The organism is Arthrobacter sp. LT660 (assembly GCF_056172845.1).
Genome location: NZ_CM149651.1, coordinates 2,004,422 through 2,028,484, shown reverse-complemented (window position 1 = coordinate 2,028,484; position 24,063 = coordinate 2,004,422). Strand labels below are relative to the sequence as shown.

Below are 24,063 nucleotides of genomic sequence, written 5' to 3'. Positions count from 1 at the left end.
GATGGGCGGGTGGGGCGTGTTTATCGCGACGGGTCCGGACGGACCCCGTGAGCCTCTTCATGCGGCAAGCATGGCCCGCCGGTGTGTCGGCGGTGTTGCGCCGGCGTCACTATCGTGTGAGATCGTCGGTCGCGTCTGTCCGCGGCCGCTCGGCATCCGTGGCCGTCCGCTGCGATCGGAAGAACAGCGCCACGACGCCGCCCGCGACCGCCACCAGGCCGGGGAGCAGCAACGACTGCCCCAGGGCGGCGCTGAACGCGGCGTGGAGGAACTCGGGGACGGGTTCGCCCATGCTGCCCTCGCCGCCACCGGGAACCGCGGCTCCCCGCCCGGCGGCCGCTGCCGCCGTTTCCGCGGCGATGCGCCCCTCCATTAACGCCGCGATCAGCGCAGACCCGAGGACCGCGCCGACCTGCCGGGTGGTGTTGTAGACGCCGGACCCGGCGCCGGCCTCCGCCTGCCCCAGGTCGCGGGTGGCGGTCAGGGACACGGAAGGCCAGATGAGCGCGCTGCCCAGCCCCATGAAAATGGGTGGCACCAGAAGCAGCCAATAGGGGGTCTGAGGGCCCATGACGAACCCGTAGGCCACCATGGAACACCCGAAGATCAGGAACCCCGGCACGGCCAGCCGCTTGGGGTCGATCCGGTTGACGAAGCGGCCCGCCACCGGGGCCAGCACGCCGGCGCAGACGGCCATCGGAGCGATCATCAGGGCGGAGAGCGTGGGGGACAGCCCGCGGACGGACTGGAGGTAGAGCATCAGCGGGAAGCTCTGTGCCGTGATCGCCAGGCCCATGGCCATGATGGCCACGTTGGCCAGCGAGAAGTTGGCGTTGCGGAACAGCCCCAGCGGCAGCAGGGGATCGTTCCGGTTGAACCGCTGCCAGAGCAGGAACAGCGCCAGCACGCCGATACCGGCCCAGATCACGTGCCAGATACCGATTCCCCCGGCGACCTCGCCCCAGCCATACGTGTTGCCCTCCTGGATGCCGAACACGATGAGGAACATCGCGACGGCGGACAGCGCAACTCCCGGCAGGTCGAAGCGCTGGCTGTGTGCCTCGAGCTGCGGGACCCGGGTCCACACCCGCCAGAAGGCGACGACGCCGACCGGGACGTTGACGAAGAAGATCCACTCCCAGCCGAGCGTGTCCACCAGCACTCCGCCGAGCAACGGCCCGGTGAGCGTCGCGATCCCCGCCACGGCGCCCCAGATGCCCATGGCGGCGCCGCGGCGGCTCGCAGGGAACATGCGGGTGATGAACGTCATCGTCTGCGGGCTCATGAGTGCGGCACCCAGACCCTGGAGCACCCTGGCGGCGATCAGGGTTCCGATGTCCGGGGCCAGTCCGCACCACAGTGAGGCGAGGGTAAAGACCGACAGCCCCACCAGGTACATGTTCTTCGGCCCGAAGCGGTCGCCGAGACGACCGGTGATGAGCAGCGGGACGGCGAACGCGAGGAGATAGGAGCTGTTGACCCAGACGACGCCGTTGATGTCCGTGCCGAGCCCGCGCATGATGGCGGGCATGGCCGTGGACACGATGGTCGAGTCGACCAGAATCATGAAGAACCCGATCACCAACGCCCAGAGGGCCGCCCAGGATTTCCGGTCCTGGACGTCGTCGGCGGGTGGCTGTTCGGTGTTCACCGCTCGAGCCTACTCCGCGAGCCCGCGCACCCGGACGGACGGCGGCTAGCGGGTGCGCATGGTCCCGTCGATGCAGGTGACGGCCTGCCCGGCAATCCAGACGCCGCCGTCGTCCGTGAAGACCTGGACGTGGCCAGCGCGGCCCAGCCGCGTGCCCTGGCGGACGGTGTAGCTTTCCGGGACCAGCCCGGCGGGGATCAGCCACTGCGCCAGCCCCGCGTTGAGGCTGCCGGTCACCGGATCCTCGGGGAGGCCCTCGCCGGGGCAGAAGGCGCGGACCTCGTAATCGGCGGGGGCCGTGGCGACGACGGCCTGGAAGACGCCGGCGTCGTCCCGACCGGGGCGCCCCGGCAGCGGCTCCAGTTCAGCGCGGGCGCCCTTGGGGCGTTCAGCACGCTCGTCTCCGTATCCCGCGGCGGAGCTCCCGGCGGAGGTGTGCGGGCCGATCACCCCGACCTCCAGGCCCTCCAGCACGGCGAAGTCGGGTTCCAGCGCCAGCACCGCGTCGGCGTCGCGCAGCAGCAGGCCGGCCCACAGCGGTCCGTTGGCCACCCACTGGTGGCCGAGGACGTCCCCGGCCACCAGGCCCAGGCCGGACAGCGCCCATTCGAGCACGTCGTCCTCGAGCGGCCCCGTGCGCACCAGTGGCGGCGCCTTCAGCGCCAGCCGGCGTCCGTCGTCGTCCGGGTCCGCCTCGGTGCGGATCTCGATCAGGCCCGCCGCGCACTCCTGGACCACGACGCCGGGGCGCGAACTCCGGCCTCCTGCCTCCAGCCACGCGTGCGCCGTCCCGAGGGTGGGGTGGCCGGCGAAGGGGAGCTCCGTCGTTGTCGTGAAGATCCGGACCCGGTAGTCGGCGCCGGCCTGCGTCGGCGGCAGGATGAACGTCGTTTCGGCGAGGTTGGTCCAGTTCGCGAAGCGCAGCATGTCCGCCTCGGAGAGGCCCGCGCCATCCAGGACCACGGCCAGCGCGTTGCCGCGGTACGGCACGGAGGTGAAGACATCGACCTGTTTATAGGGACGTTCCATCTCAGCATCGTGGCACAGGCGCCCGGACGGGTGGCGGCCTGCCGCGGTTCGTGACGCCACTGTTGCGCCGGAACACACGGGAGGGGCCGCCGCGTCGCGGCGGCCCCGGCCCTGTCGTCCTTACCAGCGGTGGGCGACGTCGATGACCAGCCGGGAGTTGTTTCCCGGGCCGTCGAGGACGAAGGTGCGGAAGGGGAGCCGCGCGCGGACCCCGAGCCCGAACGAGGTCTGGCCCTCGAAACTCCCCAGGAAGGCGACCTGGCGGAATGTGCGGTACCCGGCGACGTTGACGACCTTGGCGCGGTTCGCCGGCGCGTACGTGGCGCGGCCCGTGGACGTGTAGGCCGGCGCGCGGACCACGACCTGGAGGTCGGCGGCCCCGGCGAGCGGAACCACTCGACCCTCGCCTCCGGTGTGTACGTGGGCAACGTAGCGGACATCGTAGCCCTTGGCGTCGCCGCGGAGGTCCACCACCATGCGGTCGAAGCAGGTGTGGCGTCCGGTACGGACATTGGTGACCTGGGCGGTCGACATTGCGGCGCGGTGCTCCGCGAGGGAGCCCCATGTGATTCCGCAATAGGGGGCGGCGGCGGCGGGTCCGGCGGGGCCCAGACCGAGGCCGGCGACCAGCAGCGCCGTGGCGATGCCGGCTTTGAGTGCTTTCATGGTGATCGTCTCCCAAGGACGGGGGGTGGCTGTGACGGATTCATGATGCGCCGGGGCGACCGCCGCGGATAGTCGTTTTCCCAAGTGCGGCGCAAGCGTTATGGCCGGTAACGGGAGGCGGTCGGGCGATTCGGCGGCCCGGCGCCGGGGGAGGCCGCGAACATCACCGCCGGGGGCACCGCGGGTGTCTATTGCGTCACCGTGCCCGCTCGCCCGGCGCCGCGCGGTCACGTTCTGACGTGGCCGGTCACAATTCCGCCCCGCCGGGGCCGGAGGTTCGCGTCGCGCCAACCCCGCCACCTGTGGAACATTGGAGCAATGCTTGCCTTTCCGACCTCATCCCCGCCCGAGCTGGCCGACACCATAGGCGGCCTCGCGGCTGCCACGGGCGCCGGTGCCCTGCCCGAGGCCGCCCGGCCGCTCGTGGCCGTCGCGATCGCCGTCGCGGCGGCCACGGCCATCACGCTGGTGCTCGCCGTCGTGATCGGCCGCATCCTGCGCGACCACCCGGCCCTGCGGACGGACATCAACCGGGCCCGGCTGCCCTTCCTGTTGGTGCTCGCGCTCGCCGGATCGACCACGGCCCTGCAGGCCACCGCGCAGGACACCGGATGGCACGACGTCGTCAATTTCCTGCTCTTGTGCGCGCTGATCGGCTCGTTTGCGTGGCTGATCACGGTCCTGTTGCACCTGCTGGAGTCGGCGCTGCTGGCCAAGTACCGGAAGGACCTGCCCAACCAACGCCGGATGGCCAAGCTGCGCACCCAGGTGACGCTCCTGCGCCGCGTGGCGATCGCCGTGGTCATCACGCTCGCCGTCGCGGGCATCCTGTTGCTGATACCCCAGGTGCGGGCGCTCGGGGCCGGTATCCTGGCGTCCGCGGGTCTGATCTCCGTGGTCGCCGGCCTCGCGGTGCAGGGCACGCTCTCCAACGTCTTCGCCGGACTGCAGATCGCGTTCACGGACGCGATCCGGGTGGACGACACGGTCTTCGTGGAAGGGCAACAGGGAAATATCGAAGAGATCACGCTGACCTACGTCGTGGTCACCATGCCGGACGAGCGGCGCATGATCCTGCCCTCGACGCACTTCACCACCCAACCCTTCGAAAACTGGTCGCGCGGGACGTCGGACATCAGCGGGACCGTCGTCCTGGACCTCAATTGGACCGCCCCGGTGGAGCGGCTGCGCACGCGGCTCCAGCAGGTTCTGGACGCCACGGACCTCTGGGACGGCCGCTCCGGCGTGCTGAACGTGGTCAACGCGGTGGGCGGCATCCTCCAGGTCAGCATCTTCGTCAGCGCGCGGAACCCCGGCGACCTCTGGTCGCTGAAGAACCACGTCCGCGAACGCCTGGTCCACGAGATCCAGGAGAAGTACCCGGACGCGCTGCCCGCGCCCGTGGGCCAGCGCCCGCTCGCCTGATAGGCGCCCGCGGCGCCATGGCCCCTCGGCGAGGCAGGTGCCGATCGGCATGATTAGCACACGCTGGCCTGGCCCAAGTCCGAGGGATGAGCCGAATTCGACATAAGGCATGCCTAAGAACTCCCGGCGTGGGGCGGTTCGCCGTAGTGCCGTCATGTGACGCCGGCGCCGTGGCCGACCCTGCGCGCTAGTCGCGCCCGCGGCCGATGCGCTCCACCAGCGCGTCGGGCACGAACCGCGCCAAGGTCACGGCGACGCGGTAGCGCGCCGAGGGGATGGAGACCGACTTGCCCGCGCTGGCATCCGTCAGCGCCACTTCCACCACGCGGTCCGGGTTCAGCCAGGCCCAGCGTGGAATCCCCTTTTTGTCCATGCCCATGCGCTCGTGGAATTCGGTATGCACCAGGCCGGGGCAGACGGCGGTGACACTGATCCCGCGGTCGCGGTAGAAGACGTTGGCCCACCGGCTGAAGTTGACCAGCAGGGCCTTGGAGGCCGAGTAGGTGCCGCGGGGCGTGAACGCGGCCACGGAGGCGACGTTGATGATCCGGCCGCCGCCCTGGGCGGACATCGCGCGCAGGGCGGCGTGGGCCAGCGACAACGGGGTTTCCGTGTGGATGCGGAGCTGTTCCAGCTCCGCCTCGAGGCTGTTGTCCGCGAAATTGCCCTTCAGCCCGTGGCCCGCGTTGTTGATGAGCATGGTGACCGGGCGGTCGACGTCGAGGAGCCGTTCGGACACGGCCGCGATTCCCTCGTCCGTCACCAGGTCCGCCGGGATCGTCTCGACCGGGACGGCGTAGCGCGCCGTGAGGTCAGCGGCCAGATCCGACAGGCGCCCGGCGTTGCGGGCCACCAGGCACAGGCCGTACCCGCGGGATGCGAGCTGGCGCGCGAATTCCGCCCCCAGGCCGGCCGAGGCGCCGGTGATCAGCGCCGTGTATGGGGGGTGTGCCGTGAAGCGGACTTCGGACTGGGGTGTGGCGCTGGACATGCCCCGACTGTAGCGAAGCTCGGCGTGCCGCCCAAGAGCGACCCGGATCCGTTCCCGCCCGGGGGAGCGAAACCGCGGCGGTATCGCCCGAGACGTTTTACGTCAGAATTTCTTTGCGTAATTAGCAACACGAAGGCTAACCTTACTGAGCAATCCACTCCGGGTCCCCGGAGCCGTTCACTCCCTCAAAGGAATCCCATGGAATTCTCCCGCCGGGCCGGCCTGCTGGCCGCCGCCGCCGCCGTCGTCCTCTCAGCCTCCGCCTGCGGCGCGGGTGCCGCCTCCTCGGAGGCCGCGGCCTCCTCCTCCGACGTCTCCGGGGCCTTCCCGGTAACGGTGGAGCACGTCTACGGCGAGACCACGATCGAGTCCCAGCCGGAGCGCGTCGCGACCCTCTCCTGGGTGAACGCCGACGTCTCGCTGGCACTCGGGGTCGTCCCCGTCGGCATGGCCTTGGACACCTGGGGCAACAACGACAACGGCTCCACCGACTGGAAGGACGCCAAGCTGGAGGAGATGGGCGCGGCCATTGGTACCGCCAAGGCGCCCGCGCAGTACGACGAGACCGACGGCGTGAACTTCGAGGAGATCGCGAAGCTGAGCCCGGACGTCATCGTGGCCGCCTACTCGGGCCTGACTCAGGAGGACTACGACAAGCTCTCCAAGATCGCCCCCGTCGTCGGTCCCGTCTCGGCGAACTACACGACGTCGTGGCAGGACGCCACGTCCACGATCGGCAAGGCGCTCGGCAAGACCGCGGAGGCCGACGCCGTCATCAAGGACGTCGACGAGCAGGTCGCTGCCGTCACCGAGGCCAACCCGGTCCTGAAGGACACCACCTTCATCGCCGGCAACCTCGAGCCCGAGGCCGGCGGCATCAACATCTACGCCGGCGGCGACAACCGCCCCCGCTTCCTGACGGCGCTGGGCATGACCGAGGCGCCCGTCGTGGCAGAGAACGCCAAGGACGGCGAGTTCTACTACAACTGGTCCGCAGAGCGCGCCAACGAGCTCGAGTCCGACGTCTTCTTCACCTGGCTACCGGCCGGAACCACGAACGAGTCGATCCAGAAACACGCCCTGTTCGGCCAGATCCCGGCCGTGAAGAACGACGGACTCGTGGCCACCAGCGACGACCAGCTCACGCTGGCGATCTCCGCCGCCAGTCCGCTGAGCCTGCCGTGGGCCCTCGACGAGTTCACGCCGATGGTCGTCGAGGCCGCGAAGAAGTAGCGTCCCCGACGCGTATCGGTGCCCCCGTGGCACTAGCCTCCGCCCGTGCCGCCCAGCAGATAGTGCAGCTGGGCGGCGACGGAGTGCTCGGCCGCGCCGCGCACCGAAGGGTCTACGTCCGAATACACGACGTCGGCCACTTCGACGACGCTGGGGGCGGGGCCCACGCCCGTGTGGCCCAGCGCCGCGAGGGCGTCCCGTACCTGGTCCAGACGCTCCAGGCGATGGGCGCGGTACCGCGCGACCACGTCGTCCAGCGCTGCTCCGACGGGCCCGTGCGCGGGCAGCAGGGCCGCCGGCCCGAACCCCGCGAGCGTGTCCAGCGAGTCGAGGTAATCCCCGAGCGTTCCGTCGGGGAAGTCGAGGATCGTGGTGCCCCGGCCCAGGATCGTATCCCCGGTGGCCATCGCGCCGTGGGGCCCGTCGTGGGGCAGGAAGAAGGACACCGAATCGGAGGTGTGGCCCGGCGTCGCCAGCGCCCAGAACTCGAGGCCCGCGGCCCGGACGACCTCCCGGCCGCCCGTCCCTCCCGCCAGCAGCGGTTCGGCCCCGCGGCAGAATTCCGGGAGCGCCGCGCGGACCGGGGCGCCGGTCAGCCGATGGAACGTGTCGATGCCGCCAGTGTGGTCCGGGTGCCGGTGCGTCACCAGGACGAGTTCCACGCGACCCTGGCCCGCCAGCGCGGCCAGGTGGCCGGCATCGTCCGGCCCGGGGTCTACCACCACCACCGAGTCCGAACCGGGGAAGGAGAAAACGTAGGAGTTCGTTCCGTCCAGCGTCATCGGGCCCGGATTCGGAGCGGTCAGCACCGAGCCGAAGGCCGAGACGGGCTCCGGGACCGGCCCGGAATAGGGTCCCTGCGGGAGCGTATGTACCATTCCCACAGTCTAGGGACAGCCCCCGGGCGGGCCATCCAACCATGAGGGAACCATCGATGACCACCACCACCGCGAGCGGCGCCGTACGCGCTTCCGCGTCGGCATCCGTGCGTAGGGCGCCGTTGCGCCTGCGCGAAACCGTGCTGCTCGGAGCCGTCCTGTTGGCGCTCCTGATCGCGGCGGCCGTGCTGTCCCTGACGGTCGGCGCGCGGGCCACCTCGCTGGGCACGGTCTGGGACGCGCTGGCCGCGCCCGAGGCCGGCAACGGCGACCACGCAGTCGTCGGCTCCCGGATCCCGCGGACGATCGCCGGGCTGCTGGTCGGCGCGGCGCTGGGTCTGGCTGGCGCCGCCATGCAGGGTATCGCCCGCAACCCGCTCGCGGATCCCGGCATCCTCGGGGTGAACGCCGGCGCCGCGCTGGCCGTCGTCCTGGGCATCTACCTCCTCGGTGTCGCGAGCATTTCCGGCTACATCTGGTTCGCGTTCGCCGGCGCGGCGGCCGCTTCCGTGCTGGTGTACCTCGTGGCGAGCCTCGGCCGGGAGGGTGCGACCCCGCTCAAACTGGCGCTGGCCGGCGCGGCGCTGGCGGCGGGCCTGGCAAGCGTCATGAACGCCGTGCTGATGATGAGCGACCAGGCCCTGGACAGCTTCCGCTTCTGGCAGGTCGGCACCCTCGGCGTGCGGACCATCGCGGAAACCGGCCAGGTGTTCCCGTTCCTCCTGGTGGGCGCGACAGTGACGCTGTTTTCCGCCCGGCTACTGAACGGGCTGGCGCTCGGTGACGACGCCGCCCGGGGCCTCGGCATCCGCGTCGGCTGGGCGCGTGCCGCCGCAGCCGTGGGCGTGGTGCTGCTGTGCGGCGGCGCCACGGCCCTGGCCGGGCCCATCGGGTTTGTCGGGTTGGTCGTGCCGCACGCCGTGCGCACCCTCGTCGGTGGCGACTACCGCAAGATCCTTCCGCTCGCGGCTTTGGCAGGGCCGGTTCTGCTCCTGCTCGCTGATGTCGCGGGACGCGTGGTCCTGCCGCCCTCGGAGGTCCAGGTCGGCGTGATGACCGCCCTCATCGGGGCCCCCGTCTTCATCTGGCTCATCCGCCGCGGAAAGCGGGTGGCCCTGTGACCATCGCCCCCGAGATCGTGCCGCAGCGGCGCCGGCTGCGCGGCCGGGCCTTCGTGGTCTGCGCGGCATTGGGCGCCGCCGCCGTCGTGCTGTTCCTGACCAACGTCCTGCTGGGCGGCTATTCCGTCTCCGTCCCCGATTTCCTCGCGATCCTGGGCGGCGAGACGATCCCCGGCGCAACCTTCATCGTGATGGAGGACCGGTTCCCCGCCGCGGTCGTGGGCGCGCTCGCGGGCGCCTGCTACGGGATCTCCGGCACCGTGTTCCAGACCCTCCTGCGCAACCCGCTAGCCAGCCCGGACGTCATCGGCATCGGCTACGGTGCGGCCACGGCCGCCGTCGTCGGCATGCTGGTCTTCGGGCTGCAAGGCCCCGCGCTGGCGCTCGTCGCCTTCGCGGGGGCACTGGTGGTCGCGCTGGCCGTGTACTGGCTCGCGGACGCCGGGCGGCACACCGGGGCGCGGATGGTGCTCACGGGCATCGCGTTCGCGGCCATGCTCCAGGCGGTGATCAGCTACCTGCTGACGCGGACCGACATCCGCACGGCCGGGGACGCCCTGCACTGGCTGGTCGGCTCGCTGACCTCCAGCAACTGGGAACGGGCAGGAACGCTGGCCGTGGCCATGGCGCTGCTGCTGCCATTCGCCGCACTGGCCGGCGGCAGGCTGCGCATCCTGGAATTGGGCGACGACGCCGCGGCGGGACTGGGCTTGAACGTGCCCGGCACCCGGCTGGGCCTGGTGCTGCTCGGCGTCGCCTTCACCGCCGTCGCGACGGCGGTCACCGGCCCGCTGGCCTTCGTGGCCTTCCTCGCCGGACCGCTGGCGCGCATGATGGCCGGCGGACGGCACAACCTGGCCTGCTCCGCGCTCACGGGCACCGTCTTGGTGCTCGGGGCGGATTTCGTGGCGGGCAACGCATTCGGCGACACCAACCTTCCCGTGGGGGTGGTGACGGGCGCCCTCGGCGCGCCGTTCCTCCTGTGGCTGCTGGTGCGCTCCAACAAAACCGGAACCGGAGGCTGAGATGGCGACCCTCGAGGCGCGCTCCCTGACCCTGTCCTACGATGCCACGACCGTCGTGGACGATCTGACGCTGCTGCTCCCCGCCGGAGAGGTCACGATGATCGTCGGCGCCAACGGCTGCGGGAAGTCAACCCTGCTGCGCGGGCTGTCCCGGCTGCTGAAGCCCGCCGGCGGATCCGTGCTGCTCGACGGCGCGGACATCCACGGGCGTCCGGCGAGGGAGGTCGCCAAGGTCCTGGGCCTGCTGCCGCAGTCTCCCATCGCGCCCGACGGCATCTCCGTGCGCGAACTGGTGGGCCGCGGCCGCTACCCCCACCAGGGTTGGTTCCGCCGCTGGACCGGCGAGGACGATTCCGCGGTAGACCGCGCACTGTCCTCCACCGGGACCACGGAGCTGGCCGAGCGCCCGGTCGACGAACTGTCCGGCGGGCAGCGCCAGCGCGTATGGATCGCCATGGCGCTGGCGCAGGAGACCGACCTGCTGCTCCTCGATGAACCGACGACGTTCCTGGACGTCGCGCACCAGCTGGAGGTCCTCGACGTGGTGGCGGACCTGAACCGCCGACGCGGGACCACCGTGGCGATCGTGCTGCACGACCTCAACCTCGCGGCCCGCTACGCGGACCACCTCGTTGCGCTCAAGGACGGGCGGATCGTGGCGCAGGGCCGCCCCGCCGACGTCGTCACCGAAACCATGGTCCAGAGCGTCTTCGGCATGCCGTGCCGGGTGATCCCGGACCCCGTGGCCGGAACGCCGCTGGTCCTGCCGATCGGCCGGAACCGCGTGGTCCGGCGCGCGGCGGCACCGGCCGCCGGGGCCGGCGGCGCCTGCACCCCGGAACGGTCCGCCCTGGAGTCCGAAGCTCCCGCGGCGGCGGGCGGCTTGGCGCGGCCCGCGCAGGACGACGCCGTTGCCGGGTCCGCGGCGCCGGGCGCGGCGGTTCCCACGGCGCTGGTCGTGGACGACCGCCGACCGTCCCTCGAGGTGTGTTCCACGCTGGCGTTCGCGATGACCGCCGTGGAGGTGCAGACCCTCGGGCCGAGCTTCCGCCGCATCACCTTTGCCGGCGCCGATCTGGCGCACTTCGGCACCGGGGGTTCGCCGCTGGACCTGCGCGTCAAGGTGATCGTGCCGCCCGCGGGGGAAACCGGTGGGGAACCGTCCGCGCCGCGGCCCGGAGCCGGCGGGAACGGCGACCTGCTGGCCCACCTGCGGCCCGGCGGTTCGGTGTCCGGGGAGGAGGCCTCCGGCTGGTACCGCGCATGGCTGGCGCACGAACCCTCGGTGCGCGGAAGCATGCGCACCTATTCGATCCGTTCGTTCCGGCCGGCGGGCCACCCGGGCAACGTCGGGCCGACCCCGGAACTGGACATCGACTTCGTCCTGCACATCCGCCGCGAGAACGGGCGGCTCGTGGGCGGACCGGCGTCCGTCTGGGCCGCCGAGGCGGAGGCCGGCGCCGAGGTGACACTGCTGGGACCCAACAAGAACGTGTGCGGTCCGGACTACGGCGGGATCGAGTTCCGTCCCGGCCCCGCCCGCCGCATCCTGCTCGCCGGGGACGAGACCGCCGCGCCGGCCATCTGCTCCATCCTGGAGTCGCTGCCGCCCGGCATCACCGGAAACGCCTTCATCGAGGTGCCGGCCGTCGACGACATCCAGGGTTCGTTCACCCGGTCCGGCGTCACCGTGGAGTGGCTCCCGCGGGGGTCCCGTCCGCACGGGGAGCTGCTCGCGTCCGCAGTGCGACAGACCGTAGCGATCCCCGGGGCGGGGGCCGTGGACACCGGTGTGGACCCGGAGGACGTGGACATCGACGCCACGATCCTCTGGGAAACCACCCAGGGAGCCACGCAACCGTTCTACGCGTGGCTGGCGGGGGAGGCCGGGACCATCAAGGAACTGCGGCGCTACCTCGTGCGAGACGCCGGAATGGACCGCAAGCAGGTCTCCTTCATGGGGTACTGGCGGCGCGGCAAGGCCGAGGCGTAGCGGGACGGGTCGCACGACGTTCCTGTCGCCGGCCTGCCGTTAGGCTTCTCGGTGACCCTCTGGAGGAAAGGTGGCGCCCGTGGACCGGGTTCTCGACGACTTGGAAATGCGCATCGTGGCCGCGCTCCAGGTGGACCCCCGCGCGCCGTGGCGGAAGATCGCCGCGGTGCTGCAGGAGCCCGAACGCACGATCGGCCGGCGTGGCAACGAGCTGATCGAGGCGGAGCTCGTCAACATCGTGGGCATTCGCCTGCGCGCGGAGTCGGCGCTGCTGCGGCTCCAGTGCGCGCCCGGAACCGCGCGGGTAACAGCCGAATCCGTGGCGCAGCGGCAGGACTCCACGTTCTCCTACATCATGACCGGGGGCGCCGACTGCGTCGCGGAGCTTCTGTTCGACCACGGCGCAATGCGTAATGTGCTGACCACGGAGGTCCCGGCGACGGTGGGGTTGGTGCGCGCGCTGAGCTATCCGATCCTCCGCTATTTCCGCACCATCAGGCGGTGGACGTCCGAGGCCATCACGCCCGAACAAATCGCGGCGCTGACCAACGATTTCACGCCGGAGACCGCGGGCATGATCCCCGACGACACCCTGTCCGGCGTCGATCTGCGGATCGCCAACGCCCTGGCGGAGGACGGCAGGGCCAGCCTCGAAACCATCGCCCGGCGGGCTTCGACGTCGGAAACGACGGCCGGCCGCAGGCTGGACTGGATGCTGGCGAACAGCCGCGTGCAGATCCGGGCGCTCGTGGAGCCGGCGACCCTGGGGCTTCCCGTGGAGGCGATGCTCTGGATCAGCGCGGCTCCGCAGAAGGTCGAACACCTGGGCCGCCTGCTGGCGACCCATCGGCAGGTCCGCTACGCGGTGGCCGTCGCGGGCGCCTGCCACGTCGTTGCCAACGTCACGTTCGCGACCAACGCGGAGCTCTACGACTTCATTACGACGTCGGACTGGGCCCAGGAGGCGGAATCGATCGAGTCCACCATCCTATTGCACGCGCGCAAGCGCGGGGGACGGTTGAACCACCTGGCCTTTTGAGTCGGCCGCGCCGCCGCACGTGACGATTACCGACGAAAAAGACACGTGGGAGGCCCGGCGTGGGGGATGTGGCCAAACATCTGTCTATTTCCGGCAGCTCTTGTCATGACGCGGATCACACTGGATCGTGGTGTTCACCCCAAGGAAGCTTTGGGTGTCCCCGATCACATGAACAGGAGCCGCGCAGGCATGAGTTCCCTGAACATCCCGCTGCAGGTCAACCCCGGATCCACGGATATTCTCGCCGCGGCCAACTCGCCCATCGTCTGGTTCTGCGCGCTCGGCGTCTTCGCCGTCATCGTTCTCCAGTCGGTCCTCTACGTGAAGGCCGCCCGCAAGGCCGCCCCGGAGATCGGCATGGAAGCCACGGACGTCAAGGACGCGTTCCGCGCCGGCGCCGTCGCCTCCATCGGCCCGTCGCTCGCCGTCGTGCTGGTGGCCGTCGCATTGTTGGCCCTCTTCGGGACGCCCGCGGTGCTCGTACGTATCGGCCTCATCGGCTCGGCGGCGGCGGAGGTCGCGTCCGCCGGCATCGCGGCCGGCACCGCGGGGGTTACCCTCGGCGGTCCGGACTACACGCAGCAGATCTTCGCGCTGGCGTTCATTGCCATGAGCCTCAGCGGGGCCATGTGGATGCTCTCCACGCTGATCCTCACCCCGGTTCTCAAGCGCGGCAGCAAGAGCCTGGCCAAATTGAACCCCGCCGCCATGGCCATCATTCCGAGCGCCGCCCTGCTGGGCGCCTTCAGCATGCTGACGCTCAGCGAGCTTCCGAAGTCCGGTGTCCACGTGCTGGCGGTCGTCGCCTCCGCGGCTGCCATGGGCGTGTGCCTGTTCATCGCCAAGCACTTCGGCGTTCGCTGGCTGCGCGAATGGGCGCTGGGAATCTCCATCGTCATCGCCCTTATCGTCGCGTACTCCACCCACTCCGCCTAGCCCGCATTTTTCGAAGGGAAACACCATGAGCATGCAACTCGACAGCCGCGCCGCCGCGGGCATGACGGAGTTTGAAAACACCACGTCCCGCTGGGGCAGCATCACGATGACCGCGGGCCTGGTGCTATCGCTCATCGGTCCGGTCTACCTGGCCTTCTTCTCCGGCATGGAACTCACCGGTGGCCAGATCTGGGTCGCGTTCCTCGCCGTCGCCGCGGTGTTCGGCGTGCTGTGGATCCTAGAGCCCGTGACGTACTTCCCGATCCTCGGCTCCTCCGCGATGTACCAGGCGTTCATGATCGGCAACATCTCCAACAAGCTCCTGCCCGCGGCGCTCGTCGCCCAGTCCAGCATCGGAGCCAAGCCCGGAACGCGGCGCGGGGACATCGCCGCCGTCATGGCGATCTGCGGGGCCGCCGCCGTCCACCTGACGTCGCTGCTGATCTTCGTCGGCATCCTCGGCACGTGGCTGATCAGCGTCATTCCGACGGAGGTCATCGACGTGGCCCGGTTGTACATCCTGCCGTCGGTCCTCGGCGCGGTTCTCGTGCAGAGCATCGTATCGATGCGTCAGGTGCGCGCCACGATCATCGCCGTCGTCCTGTCCCTGATCATGCTGTTCGTGGTGATCCGGTCCGTGCCGCAGATGGCCTTCTACGGAACCGCCATCGTCGTGGTGTCCACCATTTTCCTGGCGTGGTTCCTACGGGACCGCAAGACGGTCCACGCGCCGGTCGCCGAAGAACCGCACGAATCCTAGGAGTCCCCCGAATCATGGCAACGACACACAACCCACTGGAACTCACCGCGGCAGAGCGCGAGGAGATGCACGGCCTTTACCGCCACCTCCACGCCAACCCCGAACTGTCCATGCAGGAGTCCGCGACCGCCGCGTACATCGAATCCGCGCTGGACGCGCTGGGCGTCGAGAACTTCCGCTGCGGCGGAACCGGCGTCGTCGGCGTCATCCGCAACGGTGACGGCCCCGTGGTCGCGTTCAGGGCGGACACCGATGGGCTGCCGATCGCCGAGGACACGGGACTCGACTACGCCAGCACGGCCCGCGGGACGCTCGAGGACGGGACCGAGGTCCCCGTCATGCACGGTTGCGGCCACGACACCCACGTGACGGCGTCGCTCACCATGGCGAAGGTGCTCCTGCGCGAGCGCGGGACCTGGTCCGGCACGCTGGTGCTGGTGTTCCAGCCCGGCGAGGAGACCGGGGCCGGCGCCCGCGCCATGCTCGAGGACGGGTTGTGGGACCGCGCGCCGCGGCCCGAAGTGGTCCTCGGCCAGCACGTCATGCCGCTGCGGGCGGGGCACGTCAACTACAGCCGCGGCACCGCCATGGCCATGGCGGACTCGCTCAAGGTCACTGTCCGCGGAAAGCAGTCGCACGGGTCGCAGCCGCAGAACAGCATCGATCCGATCGTCATCGGCGCGCACATGGTCACGCGGCTGCAGACCATCGTCTCTCGCGAACTGGGGCCGTTGAAGCCCGCCGTCGTCACGGCTGGTACCTTCCACGCGGGGCTGAAGGAAAACATCATTCCGGACCGCGCGGAGTTCACGCTGAACATCCGCACGTTCGAGGAGCCGGTCCGCGCCCAGGTCATCGCTGCCGTGAAGCGCATCGTCAGCGCCGAGGCCGCCGCCGGCGCGGCGCCCGAGCCGGAGGTCGAGGAGCTCTACTCCTTCCCCCGCTGCTACAACGACCCCGACGCCACCGACCGCGTCGCGGCCGCCCTGCGGAGCGTACTCGGCGAGGACAACGTCCACGAACAGCCGGCGCTGATGGGCAGCGAGGACGTCGGGCACCTGGCCGATTCGATCGGCGTTCCGCAGGTGTACTGGATGTTCGGGGGGTTCGAGGGGCCGGCGGAGGAGATGCCGGTGAACCACTCGCCGTTCTTCGGGCCGGTCATGGAACCGACCCTCAGCACCGGTACGGCGGCGGCGATCACCGCGGTCCGGGCCTACCTCGCGCCGTAGCGGGGCGGCGCCGCGCCCGTCAGCCCAGTGCGGTGTCCGTCGTGTGGACCACCAGCACGGGGCAGTGGGCGCGTGCCACGCAGGCCGAACTCACGGATCCCAGATGGAGGCCGTGGAACCCCCCATGGCCTCGCCGGCCTAGAACCAGCATGTCGGCATCCCGGCTGGCCTCGATCAGGAGGGGCCGTGCGCTTCCGTACCGGACCACCGCCTTGAGGTCCTTCGGCCGGTCGTCACCGAAGGCCTTCCCCAGGGTCCGTTCCAGATCCTCCTTGGCGCGATCCTCGAATTCATTCCGGCCAATTTGCGAGTAGCCGTCGGGAATCGCCGGAATATCCCAACAGGCAAGGGCCACGATGCGTTGGCCCAGCGCGCCCGCGATCCGGTGTGCCGCCCGCAGCGCCGTGACCGATCCCTCGGATCCGTCGATGCCGACGACTATCCGGCCGGCCTGGGTGCTCTGGTCGTTGTTGCTCTCTTCCACGGCTTCCTCCTGTTGGCCACCCGACCGCGTTCCGTGGCCGGGACTTGTGCTGACATGCCCATCATGCGCCGCCCGACCTGCGCTGTATAGGACGGGTCACCGCGCGTTTGCGGCCACCGTTGCGATCGACGCGGCACAGAGGACGGCGACGGAGCCCAGGATCGCCACCGGATCCACCCACTGTCCGGCGAAGGCCAGGACGGTGGGGGCCAGGAACCCCAGATAGGCCAGCGTGTAGTAGCGTCCGGTCAGCGCCCCCATCTGGTGCGGACCGGCCGCGCGGTGCGTCTCCAGTAGTCCGGACACCATCGTCAGCCCGTACCCGGCGCCCAACACCGCGGAGGCCGCCAGTCCCGTCCACGGATCCTGCACGACGACGGCGAGCAGGGCCACCAGTAGACCGCTCAGGACGGTCCCCAGCGACGCGAGCAGGGCACGCGCGGACCGGTCCGAGTCGACACGGCGCGCCAACGGCTGGACCGCCACGCCGCAACCCAGGGTCAGGGCGACGGCCGCCGTCGCATAGAGCACCCGCGAGCCCCCGACGTCGTCGATCATGCCGGGGACGACGGCGAAACCGATCGTCCCGGATCCGAAGACCCAGGGCGCGGCCGGGGCGACGACGCGGCGGAACCTCGGGACCGGCGTCGTGGTCAGAAGGCGGAGGATCCCCGGCGGACGGTTGGTGCGGGGGCGCGTCTCCGGCAGGCGCGACGCGAGCACCAGCAACGGGACGCACAGGACCATGTGCAGCAGGTACGGCAGGATCCCGGGGTGCGGCGCCCAATTCGCCACCAGCCCGCTGACCACCGGGCCCAGCCAGAATCCGGCCGTCGTCAACAGTGAGGCCCTCCGCGCTCCCGCGCCGACGGCGGGCACCTCGGTCCACGGACGCTGGGAGAGTTCCTTGACCCAACTCGTCGCCGCGGCCATGGCGATGCCCGTGGCGACGCCGGCCACGAATCTGCCGACGAACAGCGCGGTCGGCCCCAAGCCGCCGAATGTCATGATGGCGCTGGCGAGGATGGACAGGAGGATGGCGCCAAGGGTCAGCCGCCGACGTCCCGCGAAGTCGGAGACGGGTCCGGTGACCAGCAGGGCGGGAATCAGCCCCAGCACGTAGATGCCGAGCATCGCGGTCACGGCCAGCTCGGAAAACCCGTGCTCCTGCCGGTAGAACGCGAGCAACGAGGCGAACTGGTTGGCTCCCCAGCCGACCATCATCAGGGAGAGTCCGGCGGGAAGCCAGAGGCGCGGGGCAGTGGTCACCGCCCCATCCTGTCCTGTCCGCGGCGGGTCGGCACAATCCGGGTTCCGCCCCGCGCAGCGGACGGTCCGGGGATCCGAGCCGATGTCCTGCGCGGCCGTCCCCGGAGGGCTACGCTTTTGGGCATGGCAGATGCGCGCGCCGTGGTGCGGCGCTACTTCGACGAACAACGGCCCATGCCGGAGCAGGGGCGGCTGGGTCTGCTGCGGACGGCGGCCACCTTGGCCGTCGTTGGCCTCTCCGGCTTTGCCTACATCCTGTGGAGCATCCTGAACGACGCCGGGGCGGCCGCCCTGGACGAACCTTTGCGCGACTGGTTCGTGGAGCTGCGCGGTCCGCGATGGGACGGGGTGATGTGGTTCCTCTCCATGGTCACCGGCCCCGTCTTCCTGCCGGTGCTGATGTTGGTGCTGACCGTGGGGTGGATCTGGTTCGGCAAGCACGCCTGGCGTCCCACGATGCTCGCCGGCGGGATGCTGCTGGGCGTCGGAATCGCCATTGTCATCCGCGACACCGTGGACAAGCCGCGCCCACCGCCGGACCTGATGGTGCTGTTCGAGGCCGACCATACGTTTTCCTTCATTTCCGGGCACACGCTGGGCGCGACCAACTTCGCGCTGCTGGGCTTCTACGTGCTCTATTCCAGGCACACCAACCCGAGGCCGTGGATGTTCTGGGGCGGCCTCGCGGCGGCGGTGCTGTGGATCCTGTCGTCTGCCTCGAGCCGCCTCTACACGGGGTTCCATTGGTTCACCGATGTTGTCGGGTCCATGTGCATCGCGATGGCCATTCTCGGTCTGGCAATCGCCGTGGACACCTGGCGCACGGCGGAACCCGTCGGCACTCCGGCGGGTCCCGACACGGAGCCGGCTGGACCTCCGGCGGCCCGCTAGGGCATTCGCCGGGGGGCGACCGGATCCGTGTCCTCGGCGAGGAGGGTGAGCAAGCGGGCAAGTTCCGCCTGCTCATCCGTTTCCAGCCGCCCGAAGAAGCGGCCTGACTCGCGACGCCGAACGGCCATGACACGTTGCTGGAGCGCCGTGCCCTGCGCGGTCAGCACCACCTGCGTCGCCCGGCGGTCGCGCGGATCGGCCCGCCGTGTCACGAGTTGCTTCACCTCGAGTTGGTCGACCACCTCCGTGGCCGAACGCGGAGCGATGCGCAGCCGGTCCGCGAGCTCGTTCAACCTCAGCGCCTGGGGCTCGGCCTCGACATCGTCTCCGGCAGCCGGTCGCCGCCGGTGCGGGGCTTCGGGATACGTATGTGGGTGGACGTGGCCGCCGCCGGCCAGGACGTGGAGGGCGCGCCACTGGTGCGGGGTCAGTTCGAACGGCGCCAACTGAGCAGCCCAAGTCCGTCGCAGCCCGCGGAACGCCGCATGGAAGAGGTCGCCGAGAGCGGCCGAGTCGGGGAGCGGGGGATGGTTGAGGGGCATGCCACCAGTCTACAGATTGCCGGGCAACCACATAGTGAGGTAACCTCTGTATTGAGTGCGCGACGGGCGCATCGCTTCACAGGAGGTGGCGTCCTTGGCGAAACCACAGAGTCCCCCCGCGGATGCGGTCGGCACGGTGCCCGTCGGCGGCAGCGGAGGATCCCACCGGGTCGGGCGCGTCGACCCGGCCGACCGGAACCAGCTGAGCGCCCATCCCGTCAGTCTCCGTCGCATCGCGGTCCTCTTCGCTCCGCACAAGGCCCGCATCGCCGTCGTCGTCCTGCTCATCAGCATCTCCGCGGTGGTCGGGCTCGCCCAACCGTTCCTCATCCGGGCCATCATCGACAGCGCCCTTCCGGACGGTAACGTCCCCCTGCTCACGTCGCTCGCCGGAGGCCTCGTTGCCGTTGCCGCGGCCACCGCGGTCATCGGCGTCGTCCAAACGTGGATGGCGACCGACATGGGCCAGCAGGTCATGCACGGGCTGCGGACCAGCCTCTTCACCCACCTGCAGCGCCAATCGCTCGGCTTCTTCACCCGAACCCACGGAGGCGACGTCCAATCCCGCCTGACGCACGACATCTCCGGCATGCAATCCGTGGTCACCACCTCGGCCACCTCCGTCGCATCCAACCTCACGACGGCGGTGGCCACGGCCGTTGCCATGGTGGCCCTTTCGCCCCAGCTCAGCCTGTTGTCCCTGATCGTGATCCCTCCGGCCATCTGGATCAGCCGGAGGGTGGCCCTGCTCCGCCGCGACATCACGGCCGAGCGCCAGAAGGAGTTGGCCAAACTGCACACCCAGGTGGAGGAGGGACTGTCCGTCTCCGGGGTGCGGCTCGCGAAAACGCTCGGAACCACCGGACGCGACGCCGGACGGTTCGCCGAGTCCTCGGAGCGGCTGATCGGCCTGGAGATGCGCTCGCAGTTGGCCGGCCGCTGGCGTATGGCGACCATGGGAATCGTCTTCGCCGCCATCCCCGCCGCGATCTATCTGGCCGCGGGCTTCCCGGCCGCCACCGGCGGAATGACGATCGGCACGCTGGTGGCGTTCACCGCGCTGCAGGGGACCATCTTCCGGCCCATCATGGGACTGCTCAACGTCGGCGTCCAGTGGGTCACTGCACTGGCCTTGTTCAGCAGGATCTTCGAATACCTGGATCTCGAGCCGGACATCGCGCCGCCCCTCCGGCCGGTGGCCCTCGAACCCGCCGCCATCCGCGGCGAGGTGCGGTTCGAGAACGTGGAATTCGCCTACGACGGGGGAGCGCCTGTCCTGCGCGGGGTGAACCTGCGCGTGCCGGCCGGCACCACGACGGCGGTGGTGGGACCAACCGGCTCCGGGAAGACGACGCTGGGCGCCCTGGTTCCCCGCCTGCACGACGCAGGCAGCGGGCGCGTCACCATCGACGGCGTCGACGTGCGCGACTTTTCGGCCGTCGACCTCGCGAGGGTCGTCGGCGTCGTGTCGCAGGAGTCCTACCTGATCCACGCGTCGATCCGGGACAACCTCCTGCTGGCGGCGCCCGGCGCAGACGACGCCGCGCTGTGGGGCGCGCTGGCCTCGGCACACATCGCGGACCTGGTCGCCGGGCTGCCCGCGGGGCTGGACACGCTGGTCGGCGCCCGCGGCCACCGCTTCTCCGGCGGCGAACAACAGCGCCTGGCGATCGCCCGCACCATGCTGCGCGACCCCCGGGTCCTGGTGCTCGACGAGGCCACATCCGCGCTGGACAACACCACCGAGGCGCAGGTTCAGGCTGCACTGGACAGGCTGGCCGAAGGCAGGACCACGATCACCATCGCGCACCGGCTCTCCACCGTCGAGCGCGCGGACCAGCTGGTGGTGTTGGACGGGGGCCATATCGCCGAGCGGGGCGCGCCCGCCGAGTTGCTGGCGGCGGGCGGCGCCTACGCCCGCCTGGCGGGCACCGCAGAGGCTGGCCGCCTCGAACGGCAACCGACCTCGTGACCCGCGGGGCCCTGGCTGCGCGGCGCGGTCCAGGCCGGACAACGGGAATCATCCACCGCCCGCGGGCGGTGATGGCGCGTGCGGGTAACGCGCGGCGAACGTAGGGTATGGGGATGGCAGACAACGACTTCTCGACCCGAGGTTCCTACGTCACCGGTGGCGCCGAATTCAGCCGCGACACGAACTACATCGACGACAGGATCGTCGCGGATCCGGAGGCTGTCCGGGCGTCCGGTGGGGCCTTCGGCAGCAGCATCGGCGATGCGCGCGGCGGATTGCCCGAGGGCGCGCAGGCGTGGCCGGTCGAGCCTGGCCGGTACCGTCTGATCGCCGCCAGGGCCTGTCCGTGGGCCAACCGCGCCATCATCGTCCGGCGCCTCCTGGGCCTTGAGGACGCCCTTTCGCTGGGCACCCCGGGACCGACGCACGACGCGCGGTCGTGGACGTTTGATCTCGATCCGGACGGCCGCGACTCCGTGCTGGGCACCGAACGGCTCCAGGAGAACTTCTTCAAGCGGTTCCCCGACTACCCTCGCGGGATCACGGTGCCGGCGATCGTCGACATCCCAACGGGCGGGGTCGTCACCAACAACTACCCGCAGATGACACTGGACTTCTCCACCGAGTGGACCCGGTTCCACCGCGAGGGCGCCCCGGATCTGCTTCCGGCGGACTTGCTCGAGGACATGCAACCCGTCATCAAGCGCATTTTCACGGAGGTCAACAACGGCGTCTACCGCTGCGGCTTCGCCGGGTCGCAGGAGGCCTACAACGACGCGTACGACCGGTTGTGGGCTGCCATGGACTGGCTCGAGGAGCGCCTGTCCGGCCAGCGGTACCTGATGGGGGACACCATCACGGAGGCCGACGTGCGGCTGTTCACCACGCTGGTGCGGTTCGACCCGGTGTACCACGGGCACTTCAAGTGCAACCGGAACAAGCTCACCGAGATGCCCGCCCTGTGGGGCTACGCACGGGACCTGTTCCAGACCCCGGGCTTCGGCGACACCGTGGACTTCGAACAGATTAAGGCGCACTACTACGTGGTCCACGAGGACATCAACCCCACCGGGATCGTTCCGGCGGGACCGGACCTCGCGGACTGGCTGGACCCGCATGGCCGCGAGGCGCTCGGGGGTTCCCCGTTCGGCGCCGGCACGGCGCCGGGTCCGGTGCGGGCGGGCGAGGAAGTCGCCGCCGGCGCCAACCCGCTCTACCCCGCGTAGCCTCCACGCCCGGCCCCGGGCGAAGCGCACAAGCCGACTGCCGCCGTCGTACCAAACAGTACGACGGCGGCAGCCGGCTTGTGCGTGAGCGGTCGGGCGTCCGGAGCTAGAGCCGGGCCGATTCCTTCTCGAGAGGTGCCCGCTTGTAGGACTCCCAGAAGGTGGCGCCCACGATGCCGAGCGGGCGCGGATCGAAGACCGGGTCCAAGCCCAGCTTCTTCTGCGCCTCGAAGTCCTTGAGCGCCTTGAAGGCAGGCTTCTGCAGGATCAGGATGCCGATGATGTTCAGCCACGCCATCAGGCCGACGCCGATGTCGCCCATCGTCCAGGCATCCGCGGCGGTGTTGACGCAGCCGTAGGCGACGGCGATGAGGATGAGCACCTGCAGCCCCATGGTGGTGACCCGGCCGATGCTGACCTTGAGGCCCGGGATGAGCCTGTTGGACGAGTTGCCCACCAGGAACCGCAGGTTGGTTTCCGCCATGTAATAGTAGGCGAAAACGGTGGTCAGGCAGAAGAAGATCAGCGTGATGGCGATGAACGCCGCGCCGAAGCCCGGGAAGACGCTGTCGAAGCCGGTCTGCACGAACTGCGGTCCCACCGTGGCCGAGGCCGAGAGCAATCCGCCCTCGAGGAGGACGTCGGTGTCCTCGGTGCCGCCGGAGAATACGCGGTAGGCGCCGGTCGAAAGGATCAGGAAGCCGGTGGCCGAGCAAACGAACAGGGTGTCGATGTAGACGGCGAAGGCCTGCACGAGGCCCTGCTTGGCGGGGTGCGAGACCTCGGCGGCGGCCGCCGCGTGGGGTCCCGTGCCCTGGCCGGCCTCGTTCGAGTAGACACCGCGCTTGACGCCCCACATCACGGCCAGGCCGATGACGGCGCCCAGCGCCGAGTCCATGCCGAGCGCGCTACGGAACACCAGGGAGATGATTTCCGGCAGCTGCGCGGCGTTCACGAAGACCACGACCAGCGCGAGGAGGATGTAGGCGACGGCCATGAACGGAACGACGAATGCCGCGACGCTGGCGATGCGCTTGACGCCGCCGATGATGACGAAGGCAAGAACAATGACGGATCCGACGGCGACGATCCACGACGGGATCGTCCAGGCGCCGTCGATCGCGGTGGCCATCGAGTTGGCTTGGACGCCCGGCATGAGGACGCCGCAGGCGAGAACGGTGACGGCGGCGAAGACGTAGCCGTAGACCTTGAAGAACGGCGCGCCCTTGGTGTGCGCCATTGCACGGGACAGGTAGTACGCGGGTCCGCCGCGGTACTCGCCGGTCAGCGGGTCGCGGGTCTTGTAGATCTGGCCGAGGGTCGATTCGATGAACGACGTCGAGGCGCCCAGGAAGGCGACCATCCACATCCAGAACAGCGCGCCCGGTCCGCCGAAGGCGATCGCGGTCGCGACGCCGGCGATGTTGCCGGTGCCGACGCGCCCGGAGAGGGACATGGCCAGCGCCTGGAACGACGAGACGCCGGACGCCGACTTCTCACCGCGGAGGAGCTGCTGGACCATGCCCTTGACATGCCGCACCTGCAGGAAGCGCGAACGGACGGAGAAGTAGACGCCGGTGGCGAGGCAGAGATAGACGAGCCAGTCGCTCCAGATGACGTCGTTGATGGCTGATAGGGCATCGCTCATAAGTGTGGGGTCCCTCCATGAAGAGCGTGGGTGTTGCGTGTGGGGGTGGCAT

21 protein-coding genes are annotated in these 24,063 nt (G+C 70.1%); 12 read left to right on the top strand and 9 right to left on the bottom strand.

The genetic code is table 11. The annotated features are described in order from the left end of the window. Positions 1–109 precede the first annotated feature (109 nt). The 3 genes from AC0QSG_RS09350 to AC0QSG_RS09340 form a co-directional block, all read right to left on the bottom strand. Positions 110–1,567 (bottom strand): DHA2 family efflux MFS transporter permease subunit, encoded by a 1,458-nt coding sequence (locus tag AC0QSG_RS09350; RefSeq protein WP_475377298.1) that lies wholly within the window; start codon positions 1,565–1,567, stop codon positions 110–112. A gap of 129 nt (positions 1,568–1,696) precedes the next feature. Beyond that, on the bottom strand, positions 1,697–2,680 hold the full coding sequence (locus AC0QSG_RS09345) for a PhzF family phenazine biosynthesis protein (protein ID WP_475375184.1): 984 nt from the start codon (positions 2,678–2,680) through the stop codon (positions 1,697–1,699). A 120-nt stretch (positions 2,681–2,800) separates the two neighbouring features. Then, entirely contained in the window at positions 2,801–3,346 is a 546-nt protein-coding gene (locus AC0QSG_RS09340; protein WP_475375183.1) for an AMIN-like domain-containing (lipo)protein, read from the bottom strand. A gap of 318 nt (positions 3,347–3,664) precedes the next feature. Between AC0QSG_RS09340 and AC0QSG_RS09335 the strand changes: the two genes are divergently transcribed. Continuing rightward, positions 3,665–4,771 (top strand): mechanosensitive ion channel family protein, encoded by a 1,107-nt coding sequence (locus AC0QSG_RS09335; protein WP_475375182.1) that lies wholly within the window; start codon positions 3,665–3,667, stop codon positions 4,769–4,771. A 187-nt stretch (positions 4,772–4,958) separates the two neighbouring features. Here the strand turns inward: AC0QSG_RS09335 and AC0QSG_RS09330 are convergent, their stop codons facing one another. After that, complete coding sequence (locus AC0QSG_RS09330; protein WP_475375181.1) at positions 4,959–5,762, bottom strand: SDR family NAD(P)-dependent oxidoreductase; 804 nt, start codon at positions 5,760–5,762, stop codon at positions 4,959–4,961. Between the two features lie 198 nt (positions 5,763–5,960). Here AC0QSG_RS09330 and AC0QSG_RS09325 point away from each other — a divergent pair, with 198 nt between their 5' ends. Further along, positions 5,961–6,995, top strand: a complete 1,035-nt coding sequence (locus AC0QSG_RS09325) for an iron-siderophore ABC transporter substrate-binding protein (protein WP_475375180.1) — start codon at positions 5,961–5,963, stop codon at positions 6,993–6,995. A gap of 32 nt (positions 6,996–7,027) precedes the next feature. Here AC0QSG_RS09325 and AC0QSG_RS09320 read toward each other — a convergent pair whose 3' ends face one another. Then, a complete protein-coding gene (locus tag AC0QSG_RS09320) occupies positions 7,028–7,873 on the bottom strand; it encodes an MBL fold metallo-hydrolase (RefSeq protein ID WP_475375179.1) in 846 nt (281 codons plus the stop codon). Between the two features lie 56 nt (positions 7,874–7,929). On the opposite strand from AC0QSG_RS09320, the gene AC0QSG_RS09315 reads away from it, so the two are divergent. The 7 genes from AC0QSG_RS09315 (at position 7,930) to AC0QSG_RS09285 (ending at position 15,979) form a co-directional block, all read left to right on the top strand. Next, positions 7,930–8,994, top strand: a complete 1,065-nt coding sequence (locus AC0QSG_RS09315; RefSeq protein ID WP_475375178.1) for a FecCD family ABC transporter permease — start codon at positions 7,930–7,932, stop codon at positions 8,992–8,994. Then, positions 8,991–10,019 (top strand): FecCD family ABC transporter permease, encoded by a 1,029-nt coding sequence (locus tag AC0QSG_RS09310; protein ID WP_475375177.1) that lies wholly within the window; start codon positions 8,991–8,993, stop codon positions 10,017–10,019. Before AC0QSG_RS09315 ends, AC0QSG_RS09310 begins: the two co-directional genes overlap by 4 nt. 1 nt (position 10,020) lies before the next feature. Further along, positions 10,021–12,012, top strand: coding sequence for an SIP domain-containing protein (locus AC0QSG_RS09305; protein WP_475375176.1), 1,992 nt, complete (start codon positions 10,021–10,023; stop codon positions 12,010–12,012). Positions 12,013–12,091: 79 nt separating this feature from the next. After that, positions 12,092–13,051, top strand: a complete 960-nt coding sequence (locus AC0QSG_RS09300) for an Lrp/AsnC family transcriptional regulator (RefSeq protein WP_475375175.1) — start codon at positions 12,092–12,094, stop codon at positions 13,049–13,051. Between the two features lie 189 nt (positions 13,052–13,240). Next, a complete protein-coding gene (locus AC0QSG_RS09295; RefSeq protein WP_475375174.1) occupies positions 13,241–13,987 on the top strand; it encodes a DUF5058 family protein in 747 nt (248 codons plus the stop codon). A 25-nt stretch (positions 13,988–14,012) separates the two neighbouring features. Beyond that, on the top strand, positions 14,013–14,747 hold the full coding sequence (locus tag AC0QSG_RS09290) for a hypothetical protein (protein ID WP_435728516.1): 735 nt from the start codon (positions 14,013–14,015) through the stop codon (positions 14,745–14,747). A 14-nt stretch (positions 14,748–14,761) separates the two neighbouring features. Continuing rightward, entirely contained in the window at positions 14,762–15,979 is a 1,218-nt protein-coding gene (locus AC0QSG_RS09285; RefSeq protein WP_475375173.1) for an amidohydrolase, read from the top strand. Positions 15,980–15,998: 19 nt separating this feature from the next. On the opposite strand, the gene AC0QSG_RS09280 is transcribed toward AC0QSG_RS09285, so the two are convergent. Together AC0QSG_RS09280 and AC0QSG_RS09275 are read right to left on the bottom strand one after the other, a co-directional pair. Continuing rightward, entirely contained in the window at positions 15,999–16,463 is a 465-nt protein-coding gene (locus AC0QSG_RS09280; RefSeq protein WP_475375172.1) for a universal stress protein, read from the bottom strand. 96 nt (positions 16,464–16,559) lie between these two features. After that, positions 16,560–17,732, bottom strand: a complete 1,173-nt coding sequence (locus AC0QSG_RS09275; protein WP_475375171.1) for an MFS transporter — start codon at positions 17,730–17,732, stop codon at positions 16,560–16,562. A 123-nt stretch (positions 17,733–17,855) separates the two neighbouring features. On the opposite strand from AC0QSG_RS09275, the gene AC0QSG_RS09270 reads away from it, so the two are divergent. Next, positions 17,856–18,623, top strand: coding sequence for a phosphatase PAP2 family protein (locus AC0QSG_RS09270; RefSeq protein ID WP_475375170.1), 768 nt, complete (start codon positions 17,856–17,858; stop codon positions 18,621–18,623). On the opposite strand, the gene AC0QSG_RS09265 is transcribed toward AC0QSG_RS09270, so the two are convergent. Beyond that, positions 18,620–19,165 (bottom strand): MarR family winged helix-turn-helix transcriptional regulator, encoded by a 546-nt coding sequence (locus AC0QSG_RS09265; RefSeq protein ID WP_475375169.1) that lies wholly within the window; start codon positions 19,163–19,165, stop codon positions 18,620–18,622. The two genes, AC0QSG_RS09270 and AC0QSG_RS09265, sit on opposite strands and share 4 nt — an antisense overlap. A gap of 94 nt (positions 19,166–19,259) precedes the next feature. Between AC0QSG_RS09265 and AC0QSG_RS09260 the strand changes: the two genes are divergently transcribed. Together AC0QSG_RS09260 and AC0QSG_RS09255 are read left to right on the top strand one after the other, a co-directional pair. Continuing rightward, a complete protein-coding gene (locus tag AC0QSG_RS09260) occupies positions 19,260–21,137 on the top strand; it encodes an ABC transporter ATP-binding protein (RefSeq protein ID WP_475375168.1) in 1,878 nt (625 codons plus the stop codon). A gap of 113 nt (positions 21,138–21,250) precedes the next feature. Then, a complete protein-coding gene (locus AC0QSG_RS09255) occupies positions 21,251–22,363 on the top strand; it encodes a glutathione S-transferase family protein (protein ID WP_475375167.1) in 1,113 nt (370 codons plus the stop codon). 106 nt (positions 22,364–22,469) lie between these two features. On the opposite strand, the gene AC0QSG_RS09250 is transcribed toward AC0QSG_RS09255, so the two are convergent. Beyond that, positions 22,470–24,011 carry an alanine/glycine:cation symporter family protein gene (locus AC0QSG_RS09250; protein WP_475375166.1) on the bottom strand — a complete coding sequence of 514 codons (1,542 nt, stop codon included), beginning with the start codon at positions 24,009–24,011 and terminating at the stop codon, positions 22,470–22,472. Between the last annotated feature and the right edge of the window lie 52 nt (positions 24,012–24,063).